General features: G+C 46.5%; 23 protein-coding genes. 14 read left to right on the top strand and 9 right to left on the bottom strand.

The annotated features are described in order from the left end of the window. Positions 1–39: 39 nt before the first annotated feature. Both mscC and yfkAB read right to left on the bottom strand, forming a co-directional pair. Entirely contained in the window at positions 40–882 is an 843-nt protein-coding gene (mscC, locus tag JMN17_RS12985) for a mechanosensitive ion channel protein MscC (protein WP_087992560.1), read from the bottom strand. Continuing rightward, positions 883–2,004, bottom strand: a complete 1,122-nt coding sequence (yfkAB, locus tag JMN17_RS12980; protein WP_202328285.1) for a radical SAM/CxCxxxxC motif protein YfkAB — start codon at positions 2,002–2,004, stop codon at positions 883–885. A gap of 145 nt (positions 2,005–2,149) precedes the next feature. On the opposite strand from yfkAB, the gene JMN17_RS12975 reads away from it, so the two are divergent. Then, positions 2,150–2,335, top strand: coding sequence for an SE1561 family protein (locus tag JMN17_RS12975; protein WP_087992562.1), 186 nt, complete (start codon positions 2,150–2,152; stop codon positions 2,333–2,335). Positions 2,336–2,436: 101 nt separating this feature from the next. Next, positions 2,437–3,228 carry a delta-lactam-biosynthetic de-N-acetylase gene (gene pdaA / locus JMN17_RS12970; RefSeq protein WP_087992563.1) on the top strand — a complete coding sequence of 264 codons (792 nt, stop codon included), beginning with the start codon at positions 2,437–2,439 and terminating at the stop codon, positions 3,226–3,228. A gap of 238 nt (positions 3,229–3,466) precedes the next feature. Here pdaA and JMN17_RS12965 read toward each other — a convergent pair whose 3' ends face one another. Continuing rightward, the gene (locus JMN17_RS12965) at positions 3,467–4,327 is read right to left on the bottom strand and encodes an NAD(P)-dependent oxidoreductase (protein WP_202328284.1); all 861 of its coding nucleotides are present in this window, start codon (positions 4,325–4,327) and stop codon (positions 3,467–3,469) included. Positions 4,328–4,428: 101 nt separating this feature from the next. Beyond that, complete coding sequence (gene corA / locus JMN17_RS12960) at positions 4,429–5,388, bottom strand: magnesium/cobalt transporter CorA (RefSeq protein WP_087992565.1); 960 nt, start codon at positions 5,386–5,388, stop codon at positions 4,429–4,431. A 116-nt stretch (positions 5,389–5,504) separates the two neighbouring features. Here corA and JMN17_RS12955 point away from each other — a divergent pair, with 116 nt between their 5' ends. Continuing rightward, complete coding sequence (locus tag JMN17_RS12955; RefSeq protein WP_202328283.1) at positions 5,505–6,368, top strand: DNA-3-methyladenine glycosylase family protein; 864 nt, start codon at positions 5,505–5,507, stop codon at positions 6,366–6,368. A 31-nt stretch (positions 6,369–6,399) separates the two neighbouring features. On the opposite strand, the gene JMN17_RS12950 is transcribed toward JMN17_RS12955, so the two are convergent. Then, a complete protein-coding gene (locus JMN17_RS12950; protein WP_202328282.1) occupies positions 6,400–7,398 on the bottom strand; it encodes a hypothetical protein in 999 nt (332 codons plus the stop codon). 189 nt (positions 7,399–7,587) lie between these two features. Between JMN17_RS12950 and rlmD the strand changes: the two genes are divergently transcribed. The 11 genes from rlmD to JMN17_RS12895 all read left to right on the top strand — a co-directional run bounded on the left by rlmD (position 7,588) and on the right by JMN17_RS12895 (position 19,461). Next, positions 7,588–8,988, top strand: coding sequence for a 23S rRNA (uracil(1939)-C(5))-methyltransferase RlmD (gene rlmD, locus JMN17_RS12945; RefSeq protein WP_202328281.1), 1,401 nt, complete (start codon positions 7,588–7,590; stop codon positions 8,986–8,988). Positions 8,989–9,352: 364 nt separating this feature from the next. Then, complete coding sequence (locus tag JMN17_RS12940; protein WP_202328405.1) at positions 9,353–10,333, top strand: tRNA dihydrouridine synthase; 981 nt, start codon at positions 9,353–9,355, stop codon at positions 10,331–10,333. A 246-nt stretch (positions 10,334–10,579) separates the two neighbouring features. Next, positions 10,580–11,137, top strand: a complete 558-nt coding sequence (locus JMN17_RS12935) for a GNAT family N-acetyltransferase (protein ID WP_176365294.1) — start codon at positions 10,580–10,582, stop codon at positions 11,135–11,137. A gap of 122 nt (positions 11,138–11,259) precedes the next feature. Further along, positions 11,260–11,712 carry a DUF6884 domain-containing protein gene (locus tag JMN17_RS12930; protein ID WP_087992569.1) on the top strand — a complete coding sequence of 151 codons (453 nt, stop codon included), beginning with the start codon at positions 11,260–11,262 and terminating at the stop codon, positions 11,710–11,712. A 28-nt stretch (positions 11,713–11,740) separates the two neighbouring features. Beyond that, positions 11,741–12,430: a YfjL-like protein gene (locus tag JMN17_RS12925; RefSeq protein ID WP_087992570.1), complete on the top strand. Its 690-nt coding sequence runs from the start codon at positions 11,741–11,743 to the stop codon at positions 12,428–12,430. Positions 12,431–12,658: 228 nt separating this feature from the next. Beyond that, complete coding sequence (gene acoA, locus JMN17_RS12920; protein WP_087992571.1) at positions 12,659–13,660, top strand: acetoin:2,6-dichlorophenolindophenol oxidoreductase subunit alpha; 1,002 nt, start codon at positions 12,659–12,661, stop codon at positions 13,658–13,660. Position 13,661: 1 nt separating this feature from the next. Further along, on the top strand, positions 13,662–14,690 hold the full coding sequence (acoB, locus tag JMN17_RS12915) for an acetoin:2,6-dichlorophenolindophenol oxidoreductase subunit beta (RefSeq protein WP_087992572.1): 1,029 nt from the start codon (positions 13,662–13,664) through the stop codon (positions 14,688–14,690). A 14-nt stretch (positions 14,691–14,704) separates the two neighbouring features. Then, a complete protein-coding gene (locus JMN17_RS12910) occupies positions 14,705–15,898 on the top strand; it encodes a dihydrolipoamide acetyltransferase family protein (RefSeq protein WP_202328280.1) in 1,194 nt (397 codons plus the stop codon). Positions 15,899–15,918: 20 nt separating this feature from the next. After that, positions 15,919–17,295: an acetoin dehydrogenase complex dihydrolipoyl dehydrogenase gene (gene acoL / locus JMN17_RS12905; RefSeq protein ID WP_202328279.1), complete on the top strand. Its 1,377-nt coding sequence runs from the start codon at positions 15,919–15,921 to the stop codon at positions 17,293–17,295. Between the two features lie 116 nt (positions 17,296–17,411). Continuing rightward, on the top strand, positions 17,412–19,229 hold the full coding sequence (locus tag JMN17_RS12900; RefSeq protein ID WP_087992575.1) for a sigma-54-dependent Fis family transcriptional regulator: 1,818 nt from the start codon (positions 17,412–17,414) through the stop codon (positions 19,227–19,229). Positions 19,230–19,281: 52 nt separating this feature from the next. Beyond that, entirely contained in the window at positions 19,282–19,461 is a 180-nt protein-coding gene (locus JMN17_RS12895) for a small acid-soluble spore protein H (RefSeq protein WP_087992576.1), read from the top strand. 35 nt (positions 19,462–19,496) lie between these two features. Here JMN17_RS12895 and JMN17_RS12890 read toward each other — a convergent pair whose 3' ends face one another. The 4 genes from JMN17_RS12890 to JMN17_RS12875 are packed head-to-tail and all read right to left on the bottom strand — an operon-like array spanning position 19,497 to position 21,789. Further along, positions 19,497–19,826, bottom strand: coding sequence for a YnfA family protein (locus JMN17_RS12890; RefSeq protein ID WP_087992577.1), 330 nt, complete (start codon positions 19,824–19,826; stop codon positions 19,497–19,499). A 49-nt stretch (positions 19,827–19,875) separates the two neighbouring features. Next, positions 19,876–20,418, bottom strand: coding sequence for a YfjD family protein (locus JMN17_RS12885; protein WP_277986985.1), 543 nt, complete (start codon positions 20,416–20,418; stop codon positions 19,876–19,878). A 10-nt stretch (positions 20,419–20,428) separates the two neighbouring features. Next, positions 20,429–20,986 (bottom strand): YfjD family protein, encoded by a 558-nt coding sequence (locus JMN17_RS12880; protein ID WP_087992578.1) that lies wholly within the window; start codon positions 20,984–20,986, stop codon positions 20,429–20,431. A gap of 29 nt (positions 20,987–21,015) precedes the next feature. Next, the gene (locus tag JMN17_RS12875) at positions 21,016–21,789 is read right to left on the bottom strand and encodes a hypothetical protein (RefSeq protein ID WP_087992579.1); all 774 of its coding nucleotides are present in this window, start codon (positions 21,787–21,789) and stop codon (positions 21,016–21,018) included. Position 21,790 lies beyond the last annotated feature (1 nt).

The raw sequence follows: 21,790 nt of genomic DNA, 5'->3' as shown, positions 1-21,790 counted from the left end.
AAAAAACTGATTCCATTCAGGCGGAATCAGTTTTTTTGTTTATTGTGTTCTCTCGATTCTGACCGCTTCTTCAAGCATTTGCACATTGTTTTGGTACAGCTGGCGAACGAGAATCCTTCTGGCTGCAAGGCTGGCGCTGAAATAATCGTCATCTTTGACCATGCCTTTTACCGTAAATTCGACGCCGCGATTGATATGATTCAATGCGGTGATCCCGTGTATTTGAAAGGGTTCTGCCGGATTGCCGAATTCATTCAGCTTCAATGAATCCCGAAGCTCTTCATTCAGCGTGTCGCATGCCTCTTCTAATACACTGTACACGCGGTCCGGATCTTCCTTAAAGCTGATGACAAAGGATTCGGTAATCCGCATAAAATCAATATTATAGTTCTCTATCTGCCTGACTTCGCCGTTGCTGATGGTGAGCAGCTTCCCGCTCCATTCCCGGATTTGCAGCGAGCGAAGGCCGATTTCCTCAACAGTTCCGTTAAACAAATTGTTAACGGTGACATAATCGCCTTTGTGCAGCTGGCGTTCATAAATCAAAAACACACCTGCCAGCACATCTTTAATCAGTGATTGGGCGCCAAAACCGATGACGATACCGGCTACACCCGCCCCGGCTAAAATTTTGCCGAAATCATGAACAAATAAAGACATAACATAAAAGATAAAAGCGATTGTCGCTGTGTACTGGGTGACAGAACGGATAAGGCTTTCAATTGTTTTTTCTTTTCTTTCTTCAATGAAGTCCGTCCGTTTAAAAAATAGCTGGACCAGCCGGTTGATGATAAAAACACCGATCCACAGAATGACAGCAACGAGAAGAATATCGACGATTTTATTCTGGAAAATCTCTGTAAGTTTTTCTTCCATTCGCATCTAACTCCTGGCTTGACGTTTTGTGAAATCTGCATCCTGATAATAACTGTTTTTGACGAGAACATTCGGCCCGAGGCATCGGACATTCGGGCAGTGGCAATTCAGCTCTTTGGCAAGCTTTGTCTCTCTCCATTTTTCATAGGCGGAAGGGAGGCTGTCCGTCTGGATATTGCCAAGCGGCGGTGTATCGCCGAAATCTGTTACGATAATGTTTCCGTCGAAAATGTTCACATTCAGGCGGGAACGGCCGTCAGGGTCGTTTCTCACCGTGACGTTTTTCGCGGCGCGAAGCCGGTGAAGCAGCTTTTGATCCTCTTCGTTCGAACTGCAGGCATAAAACGGGAGTGTCCCGAACAGCATCCATGTATTTTCATCACGAATGTCCAGCAAACGGTGAATGGACTGTCTCATCTCTTTCAGGCTGAGAGATTCAAGAGCGCTTGCGAAATCGCTCGGGTACATCGGATGGACTTCGTGACGCTGACATTTCATATCTTCTGTGATTTGGCGGTGAATATGCTCAATATGCGGAAGTGTCCGTTTGTTCAGCATCGTTTCCGCAGAAACCATCACCCCGGCATCCACGAGCGTGCGGCTGTTTTCGATCATTTTTTCAAAATAACGCGCGCGCTGTTCGAAAGTCGGTTTTCTGTCCATCATGGCAAAGCCGATCTCTGCAAAATCTTCAACTGTACCCCAGTTATGCGAAATATGCAGGACATCAAGATACGGAATAATCCATTCGTATCGATCAATATCAAGGGTCAGGTTGGAATTGATCTGCGTCCGCACGCTCCGTTCATGGGCGTATTTTAATAACGGAACGACATATTCCTTTACTGATTTTAATGAAAGCATCGGCTCTCCGCCTGTAATGCTGATGGATCTCAGACGCGGGATTTCCTCCAGCCGTTTTAACAGAAGGTCTATTGGCAGAGCATTCGGGTCTTTAGGCTGCAATGTATAGCCTACAGCGCAATGCTCGCATCTCATATTGCACAGTGTCGTTGTTGTGAATTCAACGTTTGTCAGCTGCATGTCTCCATACTGTTCAACATCCATATAGGCTTCCCAAGGATCAAACTCGGGTGTGATGGGATGCAGCTTCGTGTTTTGTGTCATGACTATCTAACTCCTTTATAAATGGGGCATACTAATGCTGCCAACAGTTAATTTTAGACCTGATTTGTCAAGATCGCAAGTAGCGCAGCGATTGAAAAACGGCAAAAAATGAGCTACCATAATAAAAAATGAATGGAGGAACAGAATGGGAAACGCCGTAAATAATAAGGATCAGCAGCTTGATTATTTAAAGAACAGACTCGACATGTTTATGAACGTCGTTGATTCATTAGACCCTGAAGCAACTGACGTTGAAGATATAGACAGACTCATCAGCATGCTTGATGATCTGGAAGCGAAATACGAACGCTTTAAAAAAGACTGGGAATAAAACCGCGCGCACGCTGCGGTTTTTTATTTTGACATAAAGCGTCAGTATAAAACGAAGCGCCTTTCTGTAAAATATAAAAAAATGCAGAAGGAGCGCTGGCCATGAAGTGGATGTGTTCAATATGCTGTGCCGCCGTCTTGCTTGCCGGGGGAGCAGTACAGGCGAGAGCGGTGCCGAATGACCCGATTAACTGGGGCTTTAAACGAAGTGTCAATCATCAGCCGCCTGATGCCGGGGAGCAACTGAACAGTTTAATTGAAAAATATGAGGCGTTTTATTTAGGCAATACAAAGGAAAAAACGATTTACTTAACGTTTGATAACGGCTATGAAAATGGCTATACGCCAAAAGTGCTTGATGTCTTAAAAAAACATCGCGTAACAGGAACCTTTTTTGTCACCGGGCATTTCGTGAAGGACCAGCCTAAGCTGATTAAGCGCATGTCAGATGAAGGGCATATTATCGGCAACCATTCCTTTCACCATCCGGATCTGACGAAAAAAACAGCGGACCAGATTCAGGACGAACTCGATTCAGTCAACGAAGAGGTCTATAAAATTACGGGAAAGCAGGACAACCTGTATCTGCGCCCGCCGCGCGGCGTGTTCAGTGAATACGTGCTGAAAGAAACGAAACGCTTAGGCTATCAAACCATTTTCTGGTCGGTCGCTTTTGTTGATTGGAAAATCAAAAACCAAAAGGGGAAGAAATATGCCTACGATCATATGATCAAGCAGGCGCACCCAGGAGCCATTTACCTGCTTCACACCGTATCGAAGGACAATGCCGAAGCACTGGATGATGCGATTACAGACCTGAAAAAACAAGGTTACACATTTAAAAGCATTGATGATTTGATGTTTGAGAAAGAAATGAAGCTGCCTTCCTTGTAACGAGAAAGCCTCTCCATGAACGTAGAGGCTCAGCGTGTCGACAAACCCTCGCATTCGTTGTCAGTCCTGCGCGTTGGTGCTCACGAATGATAACATTCCCTCCGCTCCAATGCTCGCCCTTCCTAGACTTCAAGGGTTTTCAATCACGCTGAAAAGATGACAAAGTCCCAAAACGAAAACCGTTTTAGGACTTTGTCTACAATCTGAAAGCCTCTCCATAAACGGAGAGGCTTTCTTCTTATTTCATACATTGAATGAGTGCGGCCCAATCCAGATCTCCGAAGCCTTTTTCAATCCCGCTTTCAAAATGGCTCTTGGCCAGCTCGGCAAGAGGGAGGTGTGCAGACACTTGTTCAGCGGCGGCAAGTGCCAGGTTGGTATCCTTCAGTCCTAAAGACATTTTGAAACCGGCAGGCTCAAATTTCTGCTCAGCCATGATGGTTCCGTAATTTTGATAGACAGGAGAGCCAAAGAGAGCGCTGGCGATTTCTAAAAATTGTTTTTGTTCTAAGCCGTACTTCTCCATCATTAAGAATGATTCAGATAACGCCTCCAGCATAGACACGAGCAAGAAATTGATGCTGATTTTGGCCGCGTTTGCCGTCTTGCTTTCTTCGCCAACGTCAAATACCTGCTGGCTCAGGCTGTCAAGCAGAGGCTTGGCGGTTTGCTTCGCTTCAGCCGGCCCGGCTGTTATGATGCGGAGCGCGGCTTTGGCGGCCGCATCCGGTCTTCCGAGTACTGGAGCGGCGAGGAAGGATTGTCCTTTTTCCGCATGGGCCGCTGCGAGCTTTTCAGAGGACTCGACACTGATTGTGCTCATTGAAATGTGGATGCCGTTCTTGGCTAATCCTTCAATCAGCCCGTCTTCTCCGAATGTCACGGCGCTGACAGAATCGTCATCTGAAAGCATCGTTATGACAATATCAGCGGACTCTGCGGCCTGTCGCGGCGTGTCAGCTGCCTGTGCACCTTCTGTTACAAATTCCTTCGTCTTTTGTTTAGTCCGATTATAAACAGTCAATTCATAGCCTTCCTGAAGCACGTTTCGGGCAATGGGCTGTCCCATATTGCCGAGTCCGATAACAGCAATTTTCAAACTGATCACTCCCTGAACATTTTTTCCATTATAAACAAATTGAACATCATATGCATGAAAAGCGGCTTGCCAATATAAAAAAGAACAGCTTTACGCTGTCCTCATTTAAATATGTTGAACCATCCTTTATGTACAAACCATATCAGCATCCCGATCACAAGCGCAGCCATCAGGCCGAGTACGGCGAAATATCCGTAATCCCAATGAAGCTCGGGCATGTAGTCGAAGTTCATCCCGTACACACCGGCAATAAAGGTGAGCGGGATAAAAATGGTCGACACGATCGTCAGTGTCATCATAATCGCATTCATCCGGTTTGTATTCAGTGTCACATAGCTGTCGCGCAAGTCGGACGTCATGTCACGGTTGGATTCCACAATTTCAGATAATTTTAACAAATGATCGTATATGTCGCTGAAATAGGCTTTCGTTTCCTGATGCTCTTTCACATGATCAAGGGTTAAAATCCGATAGAGCAAATCACGCATCGGAATAACCGTCCGTCTCAGATGCAATAGATCTGTCCTCAGATCAAACACCTCATTCATCAGTGTTCCATATGTTTTGTGGGGCCGGCTTTCTTCAATTTCGTTCAGCCGGTCTTCAATTTTGTACACGAGAGGAAAATATTCATCAACAAGCTGATCCATGATCATATAAGAGATATGCCCAGGCCCTTTTTTGAATAGGTCCGGTGAAGCATACAAACGCTCCCGGACTTTGGCGATCCCGGGCGTTTCGTGTAAATGAAAGGTGACGACAAATCTTTCGCCTTGAAAGATATCCACTTCCTCAGTCTCCAGCGTCTCCTTATTCAGCGCATGAATCACGTAAAAACGATAGCCGTCATAATGGTCAAGCTTCGGCCGCTGCATATGCTGGAAGCAATCTTCAATGGCAAGCGGATGAAAATGAAAAAAATCTCTCAATAATGCCGTTTCCGTATCCTCCGGGCCGTATAAATCAACCCAGTACCACGCAATATCAGGTTGTTCCACTCGTTCGATCGGTATATTTTTCAGCAGCTGATGCTCTGTTGTCATTGCGGTAATGTTGATCATAAACAACCCTCCACCTGCCATTATATCATGCTGCCTTTATGAGAAAAGTATACGGTGTTCTGCCTATTTCCAGCGGCGTGTTATACTGGACAAAAAACGGAAAAAGGGTGGATTGCATGTGGAAGGAAAACGTATCTGTCACGCCTCCGTACCATTTTGACCGCGTGTTGGACAGACTGTCTTTAGACCCTCTCAATGCGGCAGATAAAGAAGCGCGGGAAATACGCGTGCCGATCAGAAACCAAGGGGGAGACGTGTGCATTGTAAAGGTACAGGCGTTGGGCCATGCTGATGAGCCTGAGTTTCTCGTCAGCGGGGAAACGGATCAGGAAGAGATGATGAAGGAAATCAAGCGGATTTTTCAATGGGAACATGATCTGCAGCACGTTCTCGATCATTTTTCAAAAACGAGTCTGTCCGCCATTTTTGAAGCGCATGCAGGCACGCCGCTTGTACTGGACTATAGCGTGTACAATTGCATCATGAAATGCATCATCCACCAGCAGCTCAACCTCTCCTTCGCTTATACGTTAACCGAACGGTTTGTTCATGCGTTTGGTGAACAGAAGGACGGCGTGTGGTGCTATCCAACGCCGGAAACGATTGCGGAACTCGATTATCAGGATCTGCGCGATCTGCAATTCAGCATGAGGAAAGCGGAATACGCCATTGATACGTCAAGGATGATCGCTGAAGGCACACTCGACTTGTCGAAGCTGCCGGAGATGACAGATGAAGACATCATGAAGAAGCTGGTCAAAATCAGAGGCATCGGCCCGTGGACCGTGCAAAACGTTCTCATGTTCGGGCTTGGGCGCCCAAATTTGTTCCCGCTTGCCGATATTGGACTCCAAAATGCGCTCAAACGCCATTTTCAGCTGGACGACAAACCGGCAAAGGATGTCATGCAGGCGATGAGCAAGGAGTGGGAGCCTTATTTAAGTTATGCGTCTTTGTATTTGTGGAGAAGTATTGAATGAAAAACGGCTGCCTTTTCGGCAGCCTCTGAGATTAATCAAGCTTCACTGTCACGCTTTGGCCTGAGTCGGCACTGTTAACAGGGGAAAACGTGATTTTTAATTGGTGAAGATCTTCCGCTTTTCCGCTGTATACCGCTCCTATCACACCTTCGTTTTCTGTATGCGGCGCAATCTGATGTTCATTGCCTTTTAGGATATTATTATCTGCAACGGTCAGCTTTTGTCCGTCATCTGTTTCAACAGATTCAATGCCGTTCCAATCCATTTGTGTGTCTCCGGTATTCTCGGCTTTATAAGTGATTTGAATGTATCGAAGCGGCTCAGACACTTTTTGGTCTGTCATTTTTTTAAAGAGTTTCAGCTGTAAAGGGCTGATATTGGTACGCGACAGCAATTTGACTTGATCGACAGTAATCTTTAACGGCTTCATCGTTGTTTGTTTCTCGATATCAGCTATTTTATCTAATGTAACGATTTCTCCATTGTCCTCGGTGGATGTTTCACCGGGCTTGGAAAGAATTTTATGCTCGCTGTCTTGGCTTGAATCATCTGTTTCATTGTCGGTATCCAGCGGCTTATCGCTTTCTTGAATCAGATGATTGTCAAGATCGACAAATCGAATGGTTGGTTCGCTGCTGTCATAATAAGACGAATGCTTATACAATGCGCGAAGAAACTGATCAAAGACTATGGCCAAGAGACCGTTTTCCATCGATTTTCCGTCTGAGTTGTTGAAGGTGACAACAACCGTATTGTTTTTGATTTCCACTTTTTTAACCACTTTTTCTCCATCGGAATTGGCTTCTGTCATTTTCTCAAATGCGCCGTTTAAATCCTTTTTGGAAATATGGATTTTATCCCAATCTTCTTTGGTAATACTGTTAAAGTCTTTTTTTAGCAAATCCAGATTTTTGCTTTCGTCTTCTGCTGTTTTTTCTGTTTTCGCAGAAGTCGCGGTGCTGTCGTTTCCGCATCCTGCTGCGCTGAATAGTAACCCTAATGCGCAGGCAGCGGTTAGAAATTTCTTCATTTTATCCCTCTTTTATGTAATAGTCATAACTTGTATCGGCTGTCTTGCTAGATGATTGAGTAAAATTGGAAAAGTTTTTGGAAAATATGAAGGAATCTAGGCAAGCGTGTTATACTAGAAAGATGTGAAAAAAACATTTCACTTTCTGCGATTTTGCAGAAAGCTCTATATAGAAACGGAGAGAACAATGTGAACCAACAAAAAAAACAGGCGCCCGTTGAACTGAAAGTCGGACAAACCTTTCCCCTGACGATTAAGCGTCTTGGCATTAACGGAGAAGGCGTCGGCTACTTTAAGAAAAAAGTCGTCTTCGTGCCCGGCGCGCTTCCCGGTGAAGAGGTTGTCGTGCAGGCCACAAAGGTTCAGCCGAAGTTTTCCGAGGGCCGCGTGAAGAAGATCCGCAAGGCGTCGGAGCACCGCGTGGCACCGCCTTGCCCTGTATACGAAGAGTGCGGCGGCTGTCAGCTTCAGCACCTTGCATACAGCCAACAGCTTCGGGAAAAACGCGACATCGTCATTCAGTCTCTTGAACGCCATACGAAGTTTAAAGTAGAAAACATGGAAATCAAAGAAACGATCGGCATGGACAACCCGTGGAATTACCGCAACAAAAGCCAATTCCAGATCGGGCGCTCGCAAAGCGGGAGCATCATCGCCGGCTTATACGGCCTCGATTCTCATGACATCGTGCCGATCAAAGATTGCATCGTTCAGCATCCGGCAACCAACAAAACAACAGGCATCGTCCGCCGCATTTTAGAGGACTTCAATGTGTCTGTTTATAATGAACGGAAACGAAAAGGCGACGTTCGCACCATTGTGACGCGAGTTGGTTTTGAAACAGGCGAGGTGCAGGTCGTGCTTGTGACAGCAAAAGAAACGCTTCCGCACAAGGAAGAAATCGTCAAAGCGATCCAAAAGCGCCTGTCTGAGGTCAAATCCATTATCCAAAATGTAAACGGAGCGAAAACCTCTGTCATTTTCGGTGAGAAAACAAAACCGCTCGCCGGACATACAGTGATCCAAGAGGTGCTCGGCGATGTGTCATTTGAACTGAGCGCCCGCGCTTTCTTCCAGCTCAATCCGGAGCAAACCGTCAAGCTGTACGGCGAAGTGAAAAAAGCGGCGCAGCTGACCGGAAAAGAAAAAGTCGTTGACGCGTATTGCGGCGTCGGCACCATCGGCATGTGGGTAGCGGACGGAGCGAAGGAAGTCCGCGGCATGGACGTCATCAAGGAATCGATTGATGACGCCAAGAAAAACGCCAAAAAACACGGTATGGCAAATGCCACATACGTAACTGGAACAGCCGAGCACTGGCTCCCAAAATGGACGAAAGAAGGCTTCCGCCCGGACGTCGTCATCGTCGACCCGCCAAGAACCGGCTGTGACAGCACGTTCCTGGACACGATCAAAAAAGTCAAACCGAAACGATTTGTCTACGTTTCCTGCAATCCATCCACGCTTGCGAAGGATTTGCAGGCGCTGTCAAAAGACTATCGTGTAGAATATATTCAGCCTGTGGATATGTTTCCGCAGACGGCTCATGTTGAAGCCGTGGCGAAGCTTGTATTAAAATCGTCTAATTAAAAGAAACGATTCCTAATCAGATCTGGATTTCGGCAGAAGAATATTGCCGATTTCCGGGTCTTTTTCATGCGCCAACGTTGCCCTGCTGTCTTTTATGTAACTAGGGCCAAAGAAACAATATGTAATAAGCCCCCAGCTATTGATAAGAATAATGTCAGAGCCATAGAGGCAGAAACCCGAGTCATGTGCCTAACCCTGTGATCGGTGTACTTTATCGCTATTTATGTGTTATGGGTAAACGTTTAAATGTTCAAAATTTACTATCGTTTGATAAGAAGCGCTTCAGCATGCTATAAGTGTAAAAGAACATTTTTGCTTCATTACGTTTGGCCTGGTATCCATAATGAAAGGATTTGAATGTGTGATGATAGATAATTTCTGGCGTGAATTGCCACGACCATTTTTTGTACTGGCACCAATGGAAGATGTGACTGATGTTGTTTTTCGCCATGTTGTGAGTGAAGCAGGCAGACCTGATGTGTTCTTTACGGAGTTTACAAACTCGGAGAGCTATTGTCATCCAGATGGAAAGGATAGTGTGCGAGGCCGTTTGACCTTTACTGAGGATGAACAGCCAATGGTGGCGCATATATGGGGAGATAAGCCTGAAAACTTCCGGCAAATGAGTATTGGCATGGCGGAATTAGGGTTTAAGGGTCTAGATATCAATATGGGCTGTCCTGTACCTAATGTGACGGGGAATGGAAAGGGAAGCGGCCTTATTTGCCGTCCTGAAGTTGCGGCAGAATTAATACGAGCAGCAAAAGCAGGAGGATTGCCTGTGAGTGTGAAGACAAGGCTTGGTTACACGGATGTGGACGAATGGCGCGACTGGCTGACACACGTACTGAAACAAGACATTGCGAATCTTTCCATCCATCTGCGTACAAGAGCGGAAATGAGCAAAGTAGATGCGCATTGGGAACTGATTCCGGAAATTAAGAAACTTCGTGACGAGGTGGCACCAGATACACTTTTGACGATCAATGGTGACATACCTAACCGTGAAACTGGCTTGAAACTTGCTGAACAATACGGCGTTGACGGGATAATGATCGGACGCGGTATTTTTACAAATCCTTTTGCTTTTGAAAAAGAGCCGAAAGAGCATAGCAGTAAGGAATTGATTGATCTTTTGAGACTGCATCTGGATCTCCATGATGAATATTCAAAAACAGAAGCTCGAGCATATAAACCGCTTCCTCGCTTTTTCAAGATATATCTCCGTGGATTCCGCGGGGCAAGTGAATTAAGAAACCAATGCATGAACACAAATTCAACAGATGAAGTGCGTGCATTGCTCGATGAATTTGAGCGAAAGTATCTTAATGGGGCGGAGCAATAGCATAAGGATCCCAATTCAAGGGTAAAGCGAAGTGGGACGTTAAACTGGTGGAAGCGGTATTTAATCCGATTTTTCCTGCGAAAAATTTGATATGCGGGAAGACATTCTGCCGAGAAGCTGTTGAAGTATGATAAGAATCAAGATAGCAGGGATAATTGTCCTTGCTATCTTTTTTTATCGAAAAGGATCAGATAAAATGTGGTAATAACAGGAGATGGTGCGGATACAAAGAAGGGGGAGTTTATGGTGAAAGAATTTCCTATAATTGAAACAAAAAGATTATTGTTAAGAGAAGTAAACGTTGAAGATGCTAAAGATATGCTAACATATCTTTCGGATCAAGATGTTGTTAAGTCGATGGGGTTAGAACCCTTTGAAACAACTAGTGATGTTTGGGAAGAGATTAGGTGGTATAAATCCATATATGAAAAAGGTACAGGTATCAGATGGGGCATTACACTTAAAGATTCTGGCATCGTCATAGGAAGCTGTGGATTTCTTAATAGACTTGCAAAACATTATCGAGCTGAAGTTGGGTATGAATTAAGCAAAGATTACTGGCGAAAAGGAATCGTCAGTGAAGCACTAGAGGCTGTTGTCAAATATGGATATAACCACTTGCAGTTGGAAAGAATTGAAGCTCTTATTGAACCTTCTAATATTTCATCGATAAAACTAGTGGAAAAACAAGGTTTTAGCAGAGAGGGCTTGCTGAGACACTATGAATTTGCTTGTGGTAAATTTGAAGATTTATATATGTATTCAATGATCAAAGAAGATTTTACATCTGGTTTGGGAAAATGAATTTTAACTAATGCCTCTTTCACAATAATGTGAGGAACTAACTGCCCGGGATATGAAAAATGAAACAGGGGACACTTGTTATTTCAACTATTATATGAAACAGAAATAGGGGGAAGAGAAAAATGAAACGACTATGCATCATCCCCTGCGGCAAGAAAAAAATATGGGACGTCCGGCCTGACGCGGGTCCAACAAGGGCGGAAGACGCTTATCTCAGCCCGTTTCATCAGGCGTGCGAGCGGTATGCAAAAGCGTTTTTTGACGAGTGGGTCACTTTGTCTGCAAAGCACGGATTCCTTCGCCCAGATGATATCGTACCCGAAAATTACGATGTGGCTTTTGGAACCGGTCATCCGGAGATCATGACAGCGGAGGAGCTGAGCCGCCAATTTCGCGAAAAGGACTTTTTCGAAAAAGAAGAGGTCGTCATGCTCGGCGGGAAAAAATATCGCAGTGTCCTTAACGCCGTCATCAGTGAACACCAGCACATCAGCTGGCCGCTAACACCGTACAAAGGCATTGGCTACATGCTTCAGGCACTGAACAGAGCGGTTGAAGAAAAGCATGAACTGTAAAAATATATTTTCGGAAAAGAGTGTGAAAATGAAAAGAATTGTGTTCGGCTTCCTTGCCATTGCTGTATTTGGATGTGGCTTGTATATCTATCATGTTTTATTCGGTGATCCTTTTTCGAAAAATGCCGCAGAGCAAAAGCTCACATCATATATGAAACAGACCTATCCTAAAAAAGAAATCAACATCACGAATGGGGTATATAGCGCTAAAACCACTGAATATGTGTTCCAAGCAAACATCCAATCTCATCGCTATCCAATGTGCACGAAGGGATTTCTCCATCCGAAAGTCACGTGCGATGGAATTGAAGAAGCGTATACCGAATCAGTAGCAAAACACTTAAATGAAGAAGCATCGAAGGAAATCAAAGCAGATCTGAAAAAAGAGGTGCCGCAAATCATAAAAGCTGACGCTGCTTTGATCATTGAAAACGGCCAGTTCACATTAGATACAAAATGGAACAAACAGCTGGCTGAAAAAGCGCCTATGAACATGGCGATTCAGTTAGACGCGAGCGGGTTATCAAAAACAGAAGCCGCAAAGATGGCGGAAACAGTAAGAAAAACACTTAATGAAAAGGGATATACATACTCAAACGGCACGGTAGACTGTATGCAGAAGGACGGGGACGGCGGTTTCGGATATGTCAAATATTCAATTGATTTTCTTCCGAAAACAGCCATTCAGCCAAACGATGCAGAGGAATTAGGGAGTTAAAAGATTTCCGAGGAAATAAATACGTCGATCATTGTCAAAGACTGGGTGATGCCCGGTCTTTTTTGCATGCCATAAAACGAGACAAATGGATCAGATCGAGACAAAATGAGACACCTGTCTCAAACTGTCTCTAGTGTAAAAATGAAAAGACTGATTTTACGGGCATCAAAGACTGGCACACTTCTTGCATTGATAAATGTGAACCCTAAATAGAAGGAGGCGCACAAAATGGAATTGTTAAAACGTGAAGGCTTGTCATTAACTGAGGAGAAAGCGTTGTGGATGTACCAAAAGATGCTGGAAATCAGGGGCTTTGAAGACAAAGTGCATGAACTGTTCGCACAGGGAGTGCTTCCCGGATTCGTCCATTTGTATGCCGGTGAAGAAGCGGTAGCGGTAGGCGTGTGCGCTCATTTAGATAATGGCGACAGCATTACAAGCACGCACAGGGGACATGGACATTGTATCGCTAAAGGCTGTGATCTGGACGGCATGATGGCGGAAATTTTCGGGAAAGCGACCGGACTGTGCAAAGGCAAGGGCGGTTCTATGCACATTGCGGATCTCGATAAAGGCATGTTAGGGGCAAATGGAATCGTCGGGGGCGGATTTACGCTCGCATGCGGATCAGCGCTCACCGCTAAATATAAACAGACTAAAAATGTAAGCGTTTGCTTTTTTGGAGACGGAGCAAACAACCAAGGCACCTTCCATGAAGGGCTGAACTTAGCGGCAGTATGGAACCTTCCTGTCGTGTTTATCAATGAAAACAACGGCTACGGCGAAGCCACCCCATTTGAATACGCGTCGGCCTGCGATTCAATCGCTGATCGGGCGGCTGCCTATAATATGCCTGGGGTCACGGTGGACGGAAAAGATATTTTAGCAGTTTACCAGGCAGCCGAGGAAGCGATAGAAAGAGCAAGAAACGGCGGAGGCCCGTCTTTGATTGAATGTATGACCTACAGAAATTACGGCCATTTCGAAGGGGATGCCCAAACGTATAAAACGAAGAATGAAAGAGCTGAGCATCTTGAAGAAAAGGATGCCATTCAAGGCTTTAAAAACTACCTTTTAAAAGAAACTGATGCCAATAAACTGTCAGACATTGAAGAGCGTGTCAATGAATCAATTGAAAAAGCCGTCTCGTTCAGTGAAGACAGTCCTTATCCAAAAGAATCAGAACTGCTGACAGACGTCTACGTGTCATATGAAAAAGGGGGAATGTGAGATGGCGAGAGTCATAAGCATGTCAGACGCGATCAATGAAGCAATGAAGCTTGCGATGAGAAGAGACGAAAATGTGCTTTTGATCGGCGAGGATGTCGCCGGGGGAGCGGCGGTCGATCATTTGCAGGATGATGAAGCTTGGGGCGGTGTATTAGGGGTCACAAAGGGGCTCGTACAGGAATTCGGGCGCACAAGAGTGCTGGACACACCGATTTCTGAGGCGGGCTACATGGGTGCGGCCATGGCTGCGGCATCAACAGGGCTGAGACCGATTGCCGAGCTGATGTTTAACGATTTTATCGGCACGTGCTTTGACCAGGTGATCAACCAAGGCGCGAAATTCCGCTATATGTTCGGCGGAAAAGCGCAAGTGCCGATTACCGTCCGCACCACATATGGAGCGGGGTTCCGGGCCGCTGCCCAGCATTCACAGGCGCTGTATGGCCTTTTCACCAGCATTCCGGGACTGAAGACGGTTGTTCCGTCCAATCCGTATGACGCTAAAGGACTGCTGCTTGCAGCAATCGAAGACAATGATCCGGTGTTCTTTTTTGAAGACAAAACGTCCTACAACATGAAGGGCGAGGTGCCGGAAGATTATTATACAATCCCGCTCGGAAAGGCGGACATCAAACGCGAAGGCGGCGATATCACGCTGTTTGCGGTCGGCAAGCAGGTCAATACCGCGCTTAGTGCGGCTGCACAGCTTTCAGAGAAAGGCATCGAAGCCGAGGTGCTTGATCCCCGCAGTTTGTCTCCTCTGGATGAGGAAGCGATTTTCACATCGTTGGAAAAAACAAACCGGCTGATCATCATTGACGAAGCCAATCCGCGCTGCAGCATTGCCACAGATATTGCTGCGATTGTCGCCGACAAGGGCTTTGACTTGCTTGATGCGCCGATTAAACGAATTACAGCGCCGCATACACCGGTGCCGTTTTCACCAGTGCTTGAAGATCAATATTTGCCGACAGCAGATCAAATTGTCAGCGTCACGCTAGAATTGCTTGGCGAGCCGGCAATGAATTAATGGGGGGGACACAAATGGCGGTAAAAGTAGTGATGCCAAAATTGGGAATGGCCATGAAACAAGGGGAAGTATCGATATGGAATAAAAAAGTAGGCGATCCGGTTGAAAAAGGAGAAAGCATTGCCAGCATTCAATCGGAGAAAATTGAAATGGATGTTGAGGCGCCTGAAAAAGGAACGCTGATCGATATCAAAGTAAAAGAGGGTGAAGAGGTTCCGCCCGGCACAGCGATCTGCTACATCGGGGACGCCAATGAATCGGTGCCGGAAGAGGCGAAAGCACCTGTTGCAGAAGATAACGAACCGCTAGCCGTCCAGCCCGAAAAACAAGAAAACAAACCCGTAGCGAAAAAAGAACGAATCAAAATATCTCCAGTCGCCAGAAAAATAGCGGAAAAAGCGGGATTAGACCTGCAACAGCTGAAAGGCACAGGGCCAGGCGGGCGAATCGTAAAAGACGACGTAACAAAGGCGCTTGCTGAACAGAAAAAAGATCGGCCAGAGCCGGTTTCTGAGCAGAAGGCGCAAGAAACGCCGGTGACAGGGATGAGAAAAGTCATCGCGGCCCGAATGCAGGAAAGCCTGGCAAACAGCGCGCAGCTGACGATTACGATGAAGGCTGATATCACCAAGCTGGCAGCCCTTCAAAAACAGCTTTCTCCAACAGCGGAAGAGAGGTACGGCACAAAGCTGACGATGACTCATTTTGTGTCGAGAGCCGCCGTTCTCGCCCTGCAAGCTCATCCTATGCTGAACAGTTTTTATCAAAATGAGCGCATCATCACCCATCCTTATGTGCACCTCGGAATGGCTGTGGCCTTGGAAAATGGATTAGTTGTGCCTGTGATTCGCCACGCTGAAAAGCAATCGCTGGTCGAACTGGCCCAATCCATCTCAGAACATGCCAAAAAAGCGCGCGAGGGACGTGCGGGAAGCGAAGAACTGCAAGGCTCAACCTTCTCCATTACAAACCTTGGCGCTTTCGGAATCGAGCATTTCACACCGATATTAAATCCGCCGGAAACAGGCATTCTCGGCATCGGAGCAAGCTATGACACGCCCGTGTATCAAGGGGAAGAGATTGTGAGAAGCACGATCCTGCCGCTTAGCCTGACATTTGATCACAGAGCCTGTGACGGTGCTCCTGCGGCTGCATTTCTGAAGGCGATTAAAACATATTTAGAAGAACCGGCAGTATTAATTTTATAGGAAAAGCAGGTGAAAACGACATGACACTAGCCATTATCGGCGGCGGACCTGCAGGCTATGCGGCTGCAGTCTCCGCGGCACAGCAGGGCAGAACCGTGCTGCTGATTGACAAAGGCCCGCTTGGGGGAACCTGCCTGAATGAAGGCTGCATCCCGACAAAGTCTTTATTAGAAAACGCAAACGTTCTTGATAAAATCAAGCATGCCGGACACTTTGGAATCGAACTTCCGCCCGGTGCGATATCGGTTGATTGGAGCAAAATGCAGAACCGAAAACAACAGGTTGTCAGTCAGCTTGTCCAAGGCGTTCAATACTTGATGAAGAAAAATCAAATACAGGTTGTGAAGGGGACGGCCTCCTTTCTTTCTGACAGAAAGCTCTTGATCGAAAGAGAGAACGGAAAAGAAATCAGAGAGGCGGACCAAGTATTGATTGCATCGGGATCAGAGCCAATTGCGCTGCCATTCGCCCCGTTTGACGGCGAATGGATTATCGACAGCAAGGACGCGCTTTCTCTATCTGAGATTCCGTCTTCACTTGTCATTGTCGGCGGCGGTGTTATCGGCTGCGAGTATGCCGGGCTGTTTGCCAGACTGGGATCGAAGGTGACCATCATTGAAACAGCCGGCCAGCTGATCCCGGCTGAGGATGAAGATATTGCCCGTCTCTTTCAGGAGAAGCTCGAAAAAGACGGTGTTGAAGTGCACACTGCATCCAGGTTAGAGCGGGTGGATCAAGCGGCCAAAACGGCAATATGGAAAAGCGGGCAGCGAGAGTTTAAAACGAAGGCCGATTATGTACTGGTGGCGATCGGCAGAAAACCCCGTCTTGACGGATTGCAGCTGGAGCAGGCCGGAGTAGATTTTTCTCCAAAAGGCATTCCGGTGAACGGGCACATGCAGACGAACGTGCCTCATATTTATGCGTGCGGAGACGCAATTGGAGGCATTCAGCTGGCGCATGCGGCTTTCCATGAGGGCATCATCGCTGCTTCTCATGCTTCCGGCAGGGATGTCCAAATCAATGAGAAACATGTGCCCCGCTGCATTTACACATCACCGGAAATCGCGTGTATCGGAATGACAGAACAACAGGCAAGAAGCGAATACGGGGATGTGAAGATTGGTGAATTTCCTTTTTCCGCAAACGGCAAAGCGCTCATTAAACAGCAAGCGGAAGGAAAGGTCAAAATCGTGGCGGAACCTGAATTCGGCGAAATCGTCGGTGTCTCGATGATTGGTCCTGATGTCACCGAGCTCATCGGCCAGGCGGCTGCGATCATGAATGGTGAGATGACCACTGATATGGCGGAGCATTTTATCGCCGCCCATCCGACACTGTCGGAAACATTACACGAGGCGCTGTTAAGCACAATTGGGCTTGCAGTGCATGCATAACACGGAAAAAAGCAGGCGCGGGGGATACAAGGCGCCTGCTTTTTTATTGTTGAAAGCGCTTAATTTTTCCCCTACAATAGATGAAAACGGCGTGTAAGGGAGGAGCGATCAAGGAAATGAATTCGATCCCAAACGATTTGCAAACCTGGAAACGTTTTGTGAAAGACGGTGTACTTGATGAAGCCCGGTTAAGAAAACGGATCGCCGAGTCATGGCATCGCTGCAAAAAAGCTGAGGTCAACCCATATTTAGAAAAAGGCCCAAAGGTTTTACAGCAAACGGAGCTGGATCAGCAGTCAAAAAAGCATTCATTTTTCCTGAAGACCGCACAGCCTTACCTCGAAAAACTGCTGCCTGCCATAAAAGAAATGGAAATGATGGCGCTGTTAATTGATTCAGAGGGTGTTGTTCAGTCACTCGACGGCCATCCCCGCGCGCTCTATGAAGCCAAACGCATCAACTTCGTCAAGGGCGCGTGCTGGACGGAAACGGCTGTCGGAACAAATGCGATTGGCACGGCGCTCCACGTGATTGAGCCGGTTGCGATACAAGGATCAGAACATTACTCCATCGCTTCCCATCACTGGAATTGTTCAGCCGCTCCGATTCACCATGAGGATGGCAGCCTTGCGGGTGTGATTGACATATCGTGTCCAACGGCAGGCGCGCATCCCCACATGCTCGGTATAGCCACTGCGATCGCTTATGCCGCGGAACGGGAACTGGCAGCTAAAAGCCGCGAGAAAGAGCTGGAGCTGATCAGCCGTTTTGGAGATAGGGCTGCATCCCGTGTGCCAATGGTTCTCTGCAATACCAAACAGCACATTATCAGCGCGAGCATGCCGATTCGAACCTCAATACCGGATTGGCAGGGCCGACACCTGTATGAGTTGAAAGAACGGGGCTTTTCAATCGAAAAAGCAGTCACCATGGGAGATGGAGGCATGTGTTTTTATCTCTCGGAACAAAAGAAAAAGCCGGCATTTCGTTTCAATGGAGTTATCGGGCAAAGCGGCCGATCGCAAGGAATGCTGAAGAACCTTGAACGAGCGGCTGCGGCGGATGCAACGGTCTGTCTGTCGGGCGAAACGGGTACGGGGAAGGAAGTCGCGGCACGCGCGCTTCATGAGAACAGCGAGCGGCGGCACGGCCCGTTTGTTGCTGTCAATTGCGGAGCGATCCCGTCTGACTTGATTGAAAGCGAGCTTTTCGGCTATGCGGAGGGCGCTTTTACGGGAGCGAAACGAAACGGCTACAAAGGCGCCTTTCAAAAAGCGAATCATGGGACCTTATTTTTAGATGAGATCGGAGAAATCTCCCATTCAATGCAGGTTGCGCTTTTAAGGGTGCTTCAGGAACGCAAGATTACGCCGGTCGGCGGAGCGAAAGAAATTCCGGTTGATATTAGAGTCATTGCCGCCACACATTGTGATTTGCGCGAGCTTGCTGAAAGCGGGATAATCAGAGAGGACTTGTTTTACCGCCTTCATGTCTATCCAATCGATCTTCCTCCTTTACGCGACCGCCCCGAAGATATTCCGGACCTCTTTCAGTACTACAAACAGAAAAATCATTGGCCTGGCGAACTTCCCCTTGCTTTGTTGGATGTGCTGAAACAATGGAGGTGGCCGGGGAATATTCGCGAGCTGTTTAATGTGTTTGAACGTCTTTCCATCAGATTTCCGGACGGCCGGCTGAAGGATGAGCCGCTCACCGCTTTACTGGAAGCTGCCGGACTGCCGATCAGCCCGGCAGAAAAAAAGCCGGATGCGGCCGGCGCGCTGACCCTTCGTGAGCAAATCCAAAAAGATATGATGATCAAAGCGCTTGAATCCGCAAAAGGTAACGTCTCTCAAGCCGCCAAAATCAGCGGGATCCCCCGAAGCACTTTCTACAAACGGCTGAAAAAATTCAACTTGGCCGCTGAATCATAAAGCATACTTCTTTCAAGAAATGGAAACGTTATGTATGAAGGAGGGTGTTAGAATGAATATTCAAAGGGCGAAAGAAATTGTAGAATCTCCCGACATGAAGAAAGTAACATATAACGGAGTTCCTATTTACATTCAGCACGTGAATGAAGAAGACGGAACAGCGAGAATTTATCCGCTCGATGAGCCGCAAGAGGAGCATGAAGTGCAGCTGACCAACTTAAAAGAGGATTAATCAAAAATGGCCCGCTTTATAAGCAGGCCATTTTGTTATCCGCGCGGCGCGAATAAAATGACACAGACGCCGAGGAGACAAATCAATGCGCCGACCCAGTCATACAGATCAGGTGTTTTCCGGTCGACAAGCCATCCCCACAGGACCGCAAGCACGATGAATACCCCGCCATAAGCGGCGTATACACGGCCGAAGGAAGGGAAGGACTGAAACGTCGGAAGAATGCCGTAGACAATCAGGATCAGCGCTCCCGCGATCCCGTAGCCGACTGGCTTTGCCTCTCTCAGCCACAGCCAAACCAAATACCCGCCGCCAATTTCGGCAAGCCCCGCCGCGAGAAATAAAAGAATGGTCATCAGCATCACGCGCACTCCTCAACTTGCTTTTCTCTTTCATTATAAAGGAGGAATGCTGTTAAAGATTCGGATGATCCTCAAATTCCTTCAAATAAGCGTTTCTCTGAATCTCCGTAAACTGGCTGATCCAGTTGCTTTTCGCCTCTTCATTCAGATGGGGGAGGATATAGCGTTCAACCGCTTCAAAAAACAGAGGGTTCGCGATAATGTTCCAGGTAGGGATGCGAACGGCCTTGCCATCTGTTTTCTCGATGATGATATCCTCAAAAAAGATCCCTTTCAAACTGTTATGATGCCGTCCCATATAAATCTGTTTGATTTCTGAAAAACGCGCACTGCGATTTCGCGAGAAAATCTCGCCATCAGGACCTGTTTTTACGCTGAAAATAATATTTCCCCGGCTTGTGAACGCCGGAAAAGCCATAAAAAATGTGATTAATCCATAAACAATCGCCATTAATCCTCCGCCCAAATAAAGCAGGGCATACTTAGATTCAAATGTGAGTGCTTCAGACACCAGCCACACTCCCGCAATAAAGGCGCCCCCTGTGGCGAGGAACAGCCAAGCTCTTAGAAACATCATGCTTTTTACTTCAATCAATGTACTGCTCCTAAAGCTTCGGATGATCCTCAAATTCCTTCAAATACGCGTTTCTCTGAATCTCCGTAAACTGGCTGATCCAGTTGCTTTTCGCCTCTTCATTCAGATGGGGGAGGATATAGCGTTCAACCGCTTCAAAAAACAGAGGGTTCGGAACAATGTTCCAAGTGGGAATGCGAATAGTTTTCCGGTCAACAGTCCGAATCATTACATCTTCCTGAAAAAGCCCTTTTAGGCTAGATTTATGCCGGCTCATCTCAATTTTCTTTATATCGATAAATTTCACAGACACTTTGTCAGTGAACAACTCTCCATCTTTTCCTGTTTTGATGCGGAAGATGGTATTTCCCCGCGGGGTGAACGCCGGAAAGAAGATGATAAATAAATATAAACAAAACAAGGTGAACAGAAAGCCGGCAGGAATGGCTAAAAGGTAATATTTCGTTTGAAAGGTAATACCCATATAAAAGAGCCACAAACATGCTAATCCCATACCGGCAGATCCGACAAAAGCCCATATTCTTAGGAACATTCTGCTTTTGACTTCAACAATTTCTTGGTTTTTCAATGCTTTTCTCCTTTTGTCCATTCAGATTCTTATTCACTTTTTGAAATGATTTGATTTACAACATCCTTATGAGCAGGGAGGACAGAAAATTCATTCTGGGTGATGCCTGTAACAAGCCAAGTATGACGGGTTCCGGGCAGAACAAATGCCATGTCAGCTACTTCAGGAGCGTTATCTTTGTCATACGCCAGGCGCATCAGTGTATCCATTTTCCCTTTTCGTAAAGCCAGATCATTTACAAATCGGGTAACGTCCTCTTGGTGGTCATGTTTTTCAAGGAATTCTTTTAGGTATGAAGGGTTGTCCGAAGCGCCCTCCAAGAGTTTTTCAAATTCATTTGATGTCAATGACACAATCGAGTCTCTTTTATCCTCTGTATCTATTATACGTAAAAACTCATCAGTCTTATCAATTAGTCCTTCACTTGATTCCATTTTTGTGATGCGATGCACTTGTTCGTCAAAAAGGAGTTCGTGAGAGTAGGTACCGAACTTTGATACATGGCAGGAAACATTCAGTTCGGCGCCTTGTCCGTCAAATTTAGAAAGCTTCACTGTATAGTCAGCGTCGTTTAATACATGGATAAACGGACAATACTCGTCCTTCAGCCGATATTGATGATTCCGATATTCCGCCGCATCCTTAGCTAAGAGTGAACGGCATGCAGCTTCAAATAAAGCGCCCAGCTGTTCATCTTCTATCTCCGGAAAATAGGCTTGCTTCAAGGCCATGCCTTGTTCAAAAAAACCTTCACTGTAAAAACAAAATAAAAGCTCTTCTATGCTGATTGTAAACTGCTTCATT

This window comes from Bacillus sp. RHFS10 (assembly GCF_016757475.1).
GTDB lineage: Bacteria > Bacillota > Bacilli > Bacillales > Bacillaceae > Bacillus > Bacillus subtilis_G.
This window is presented reverse-complemented; position numbering and strand designations above follow the sequence as displayed.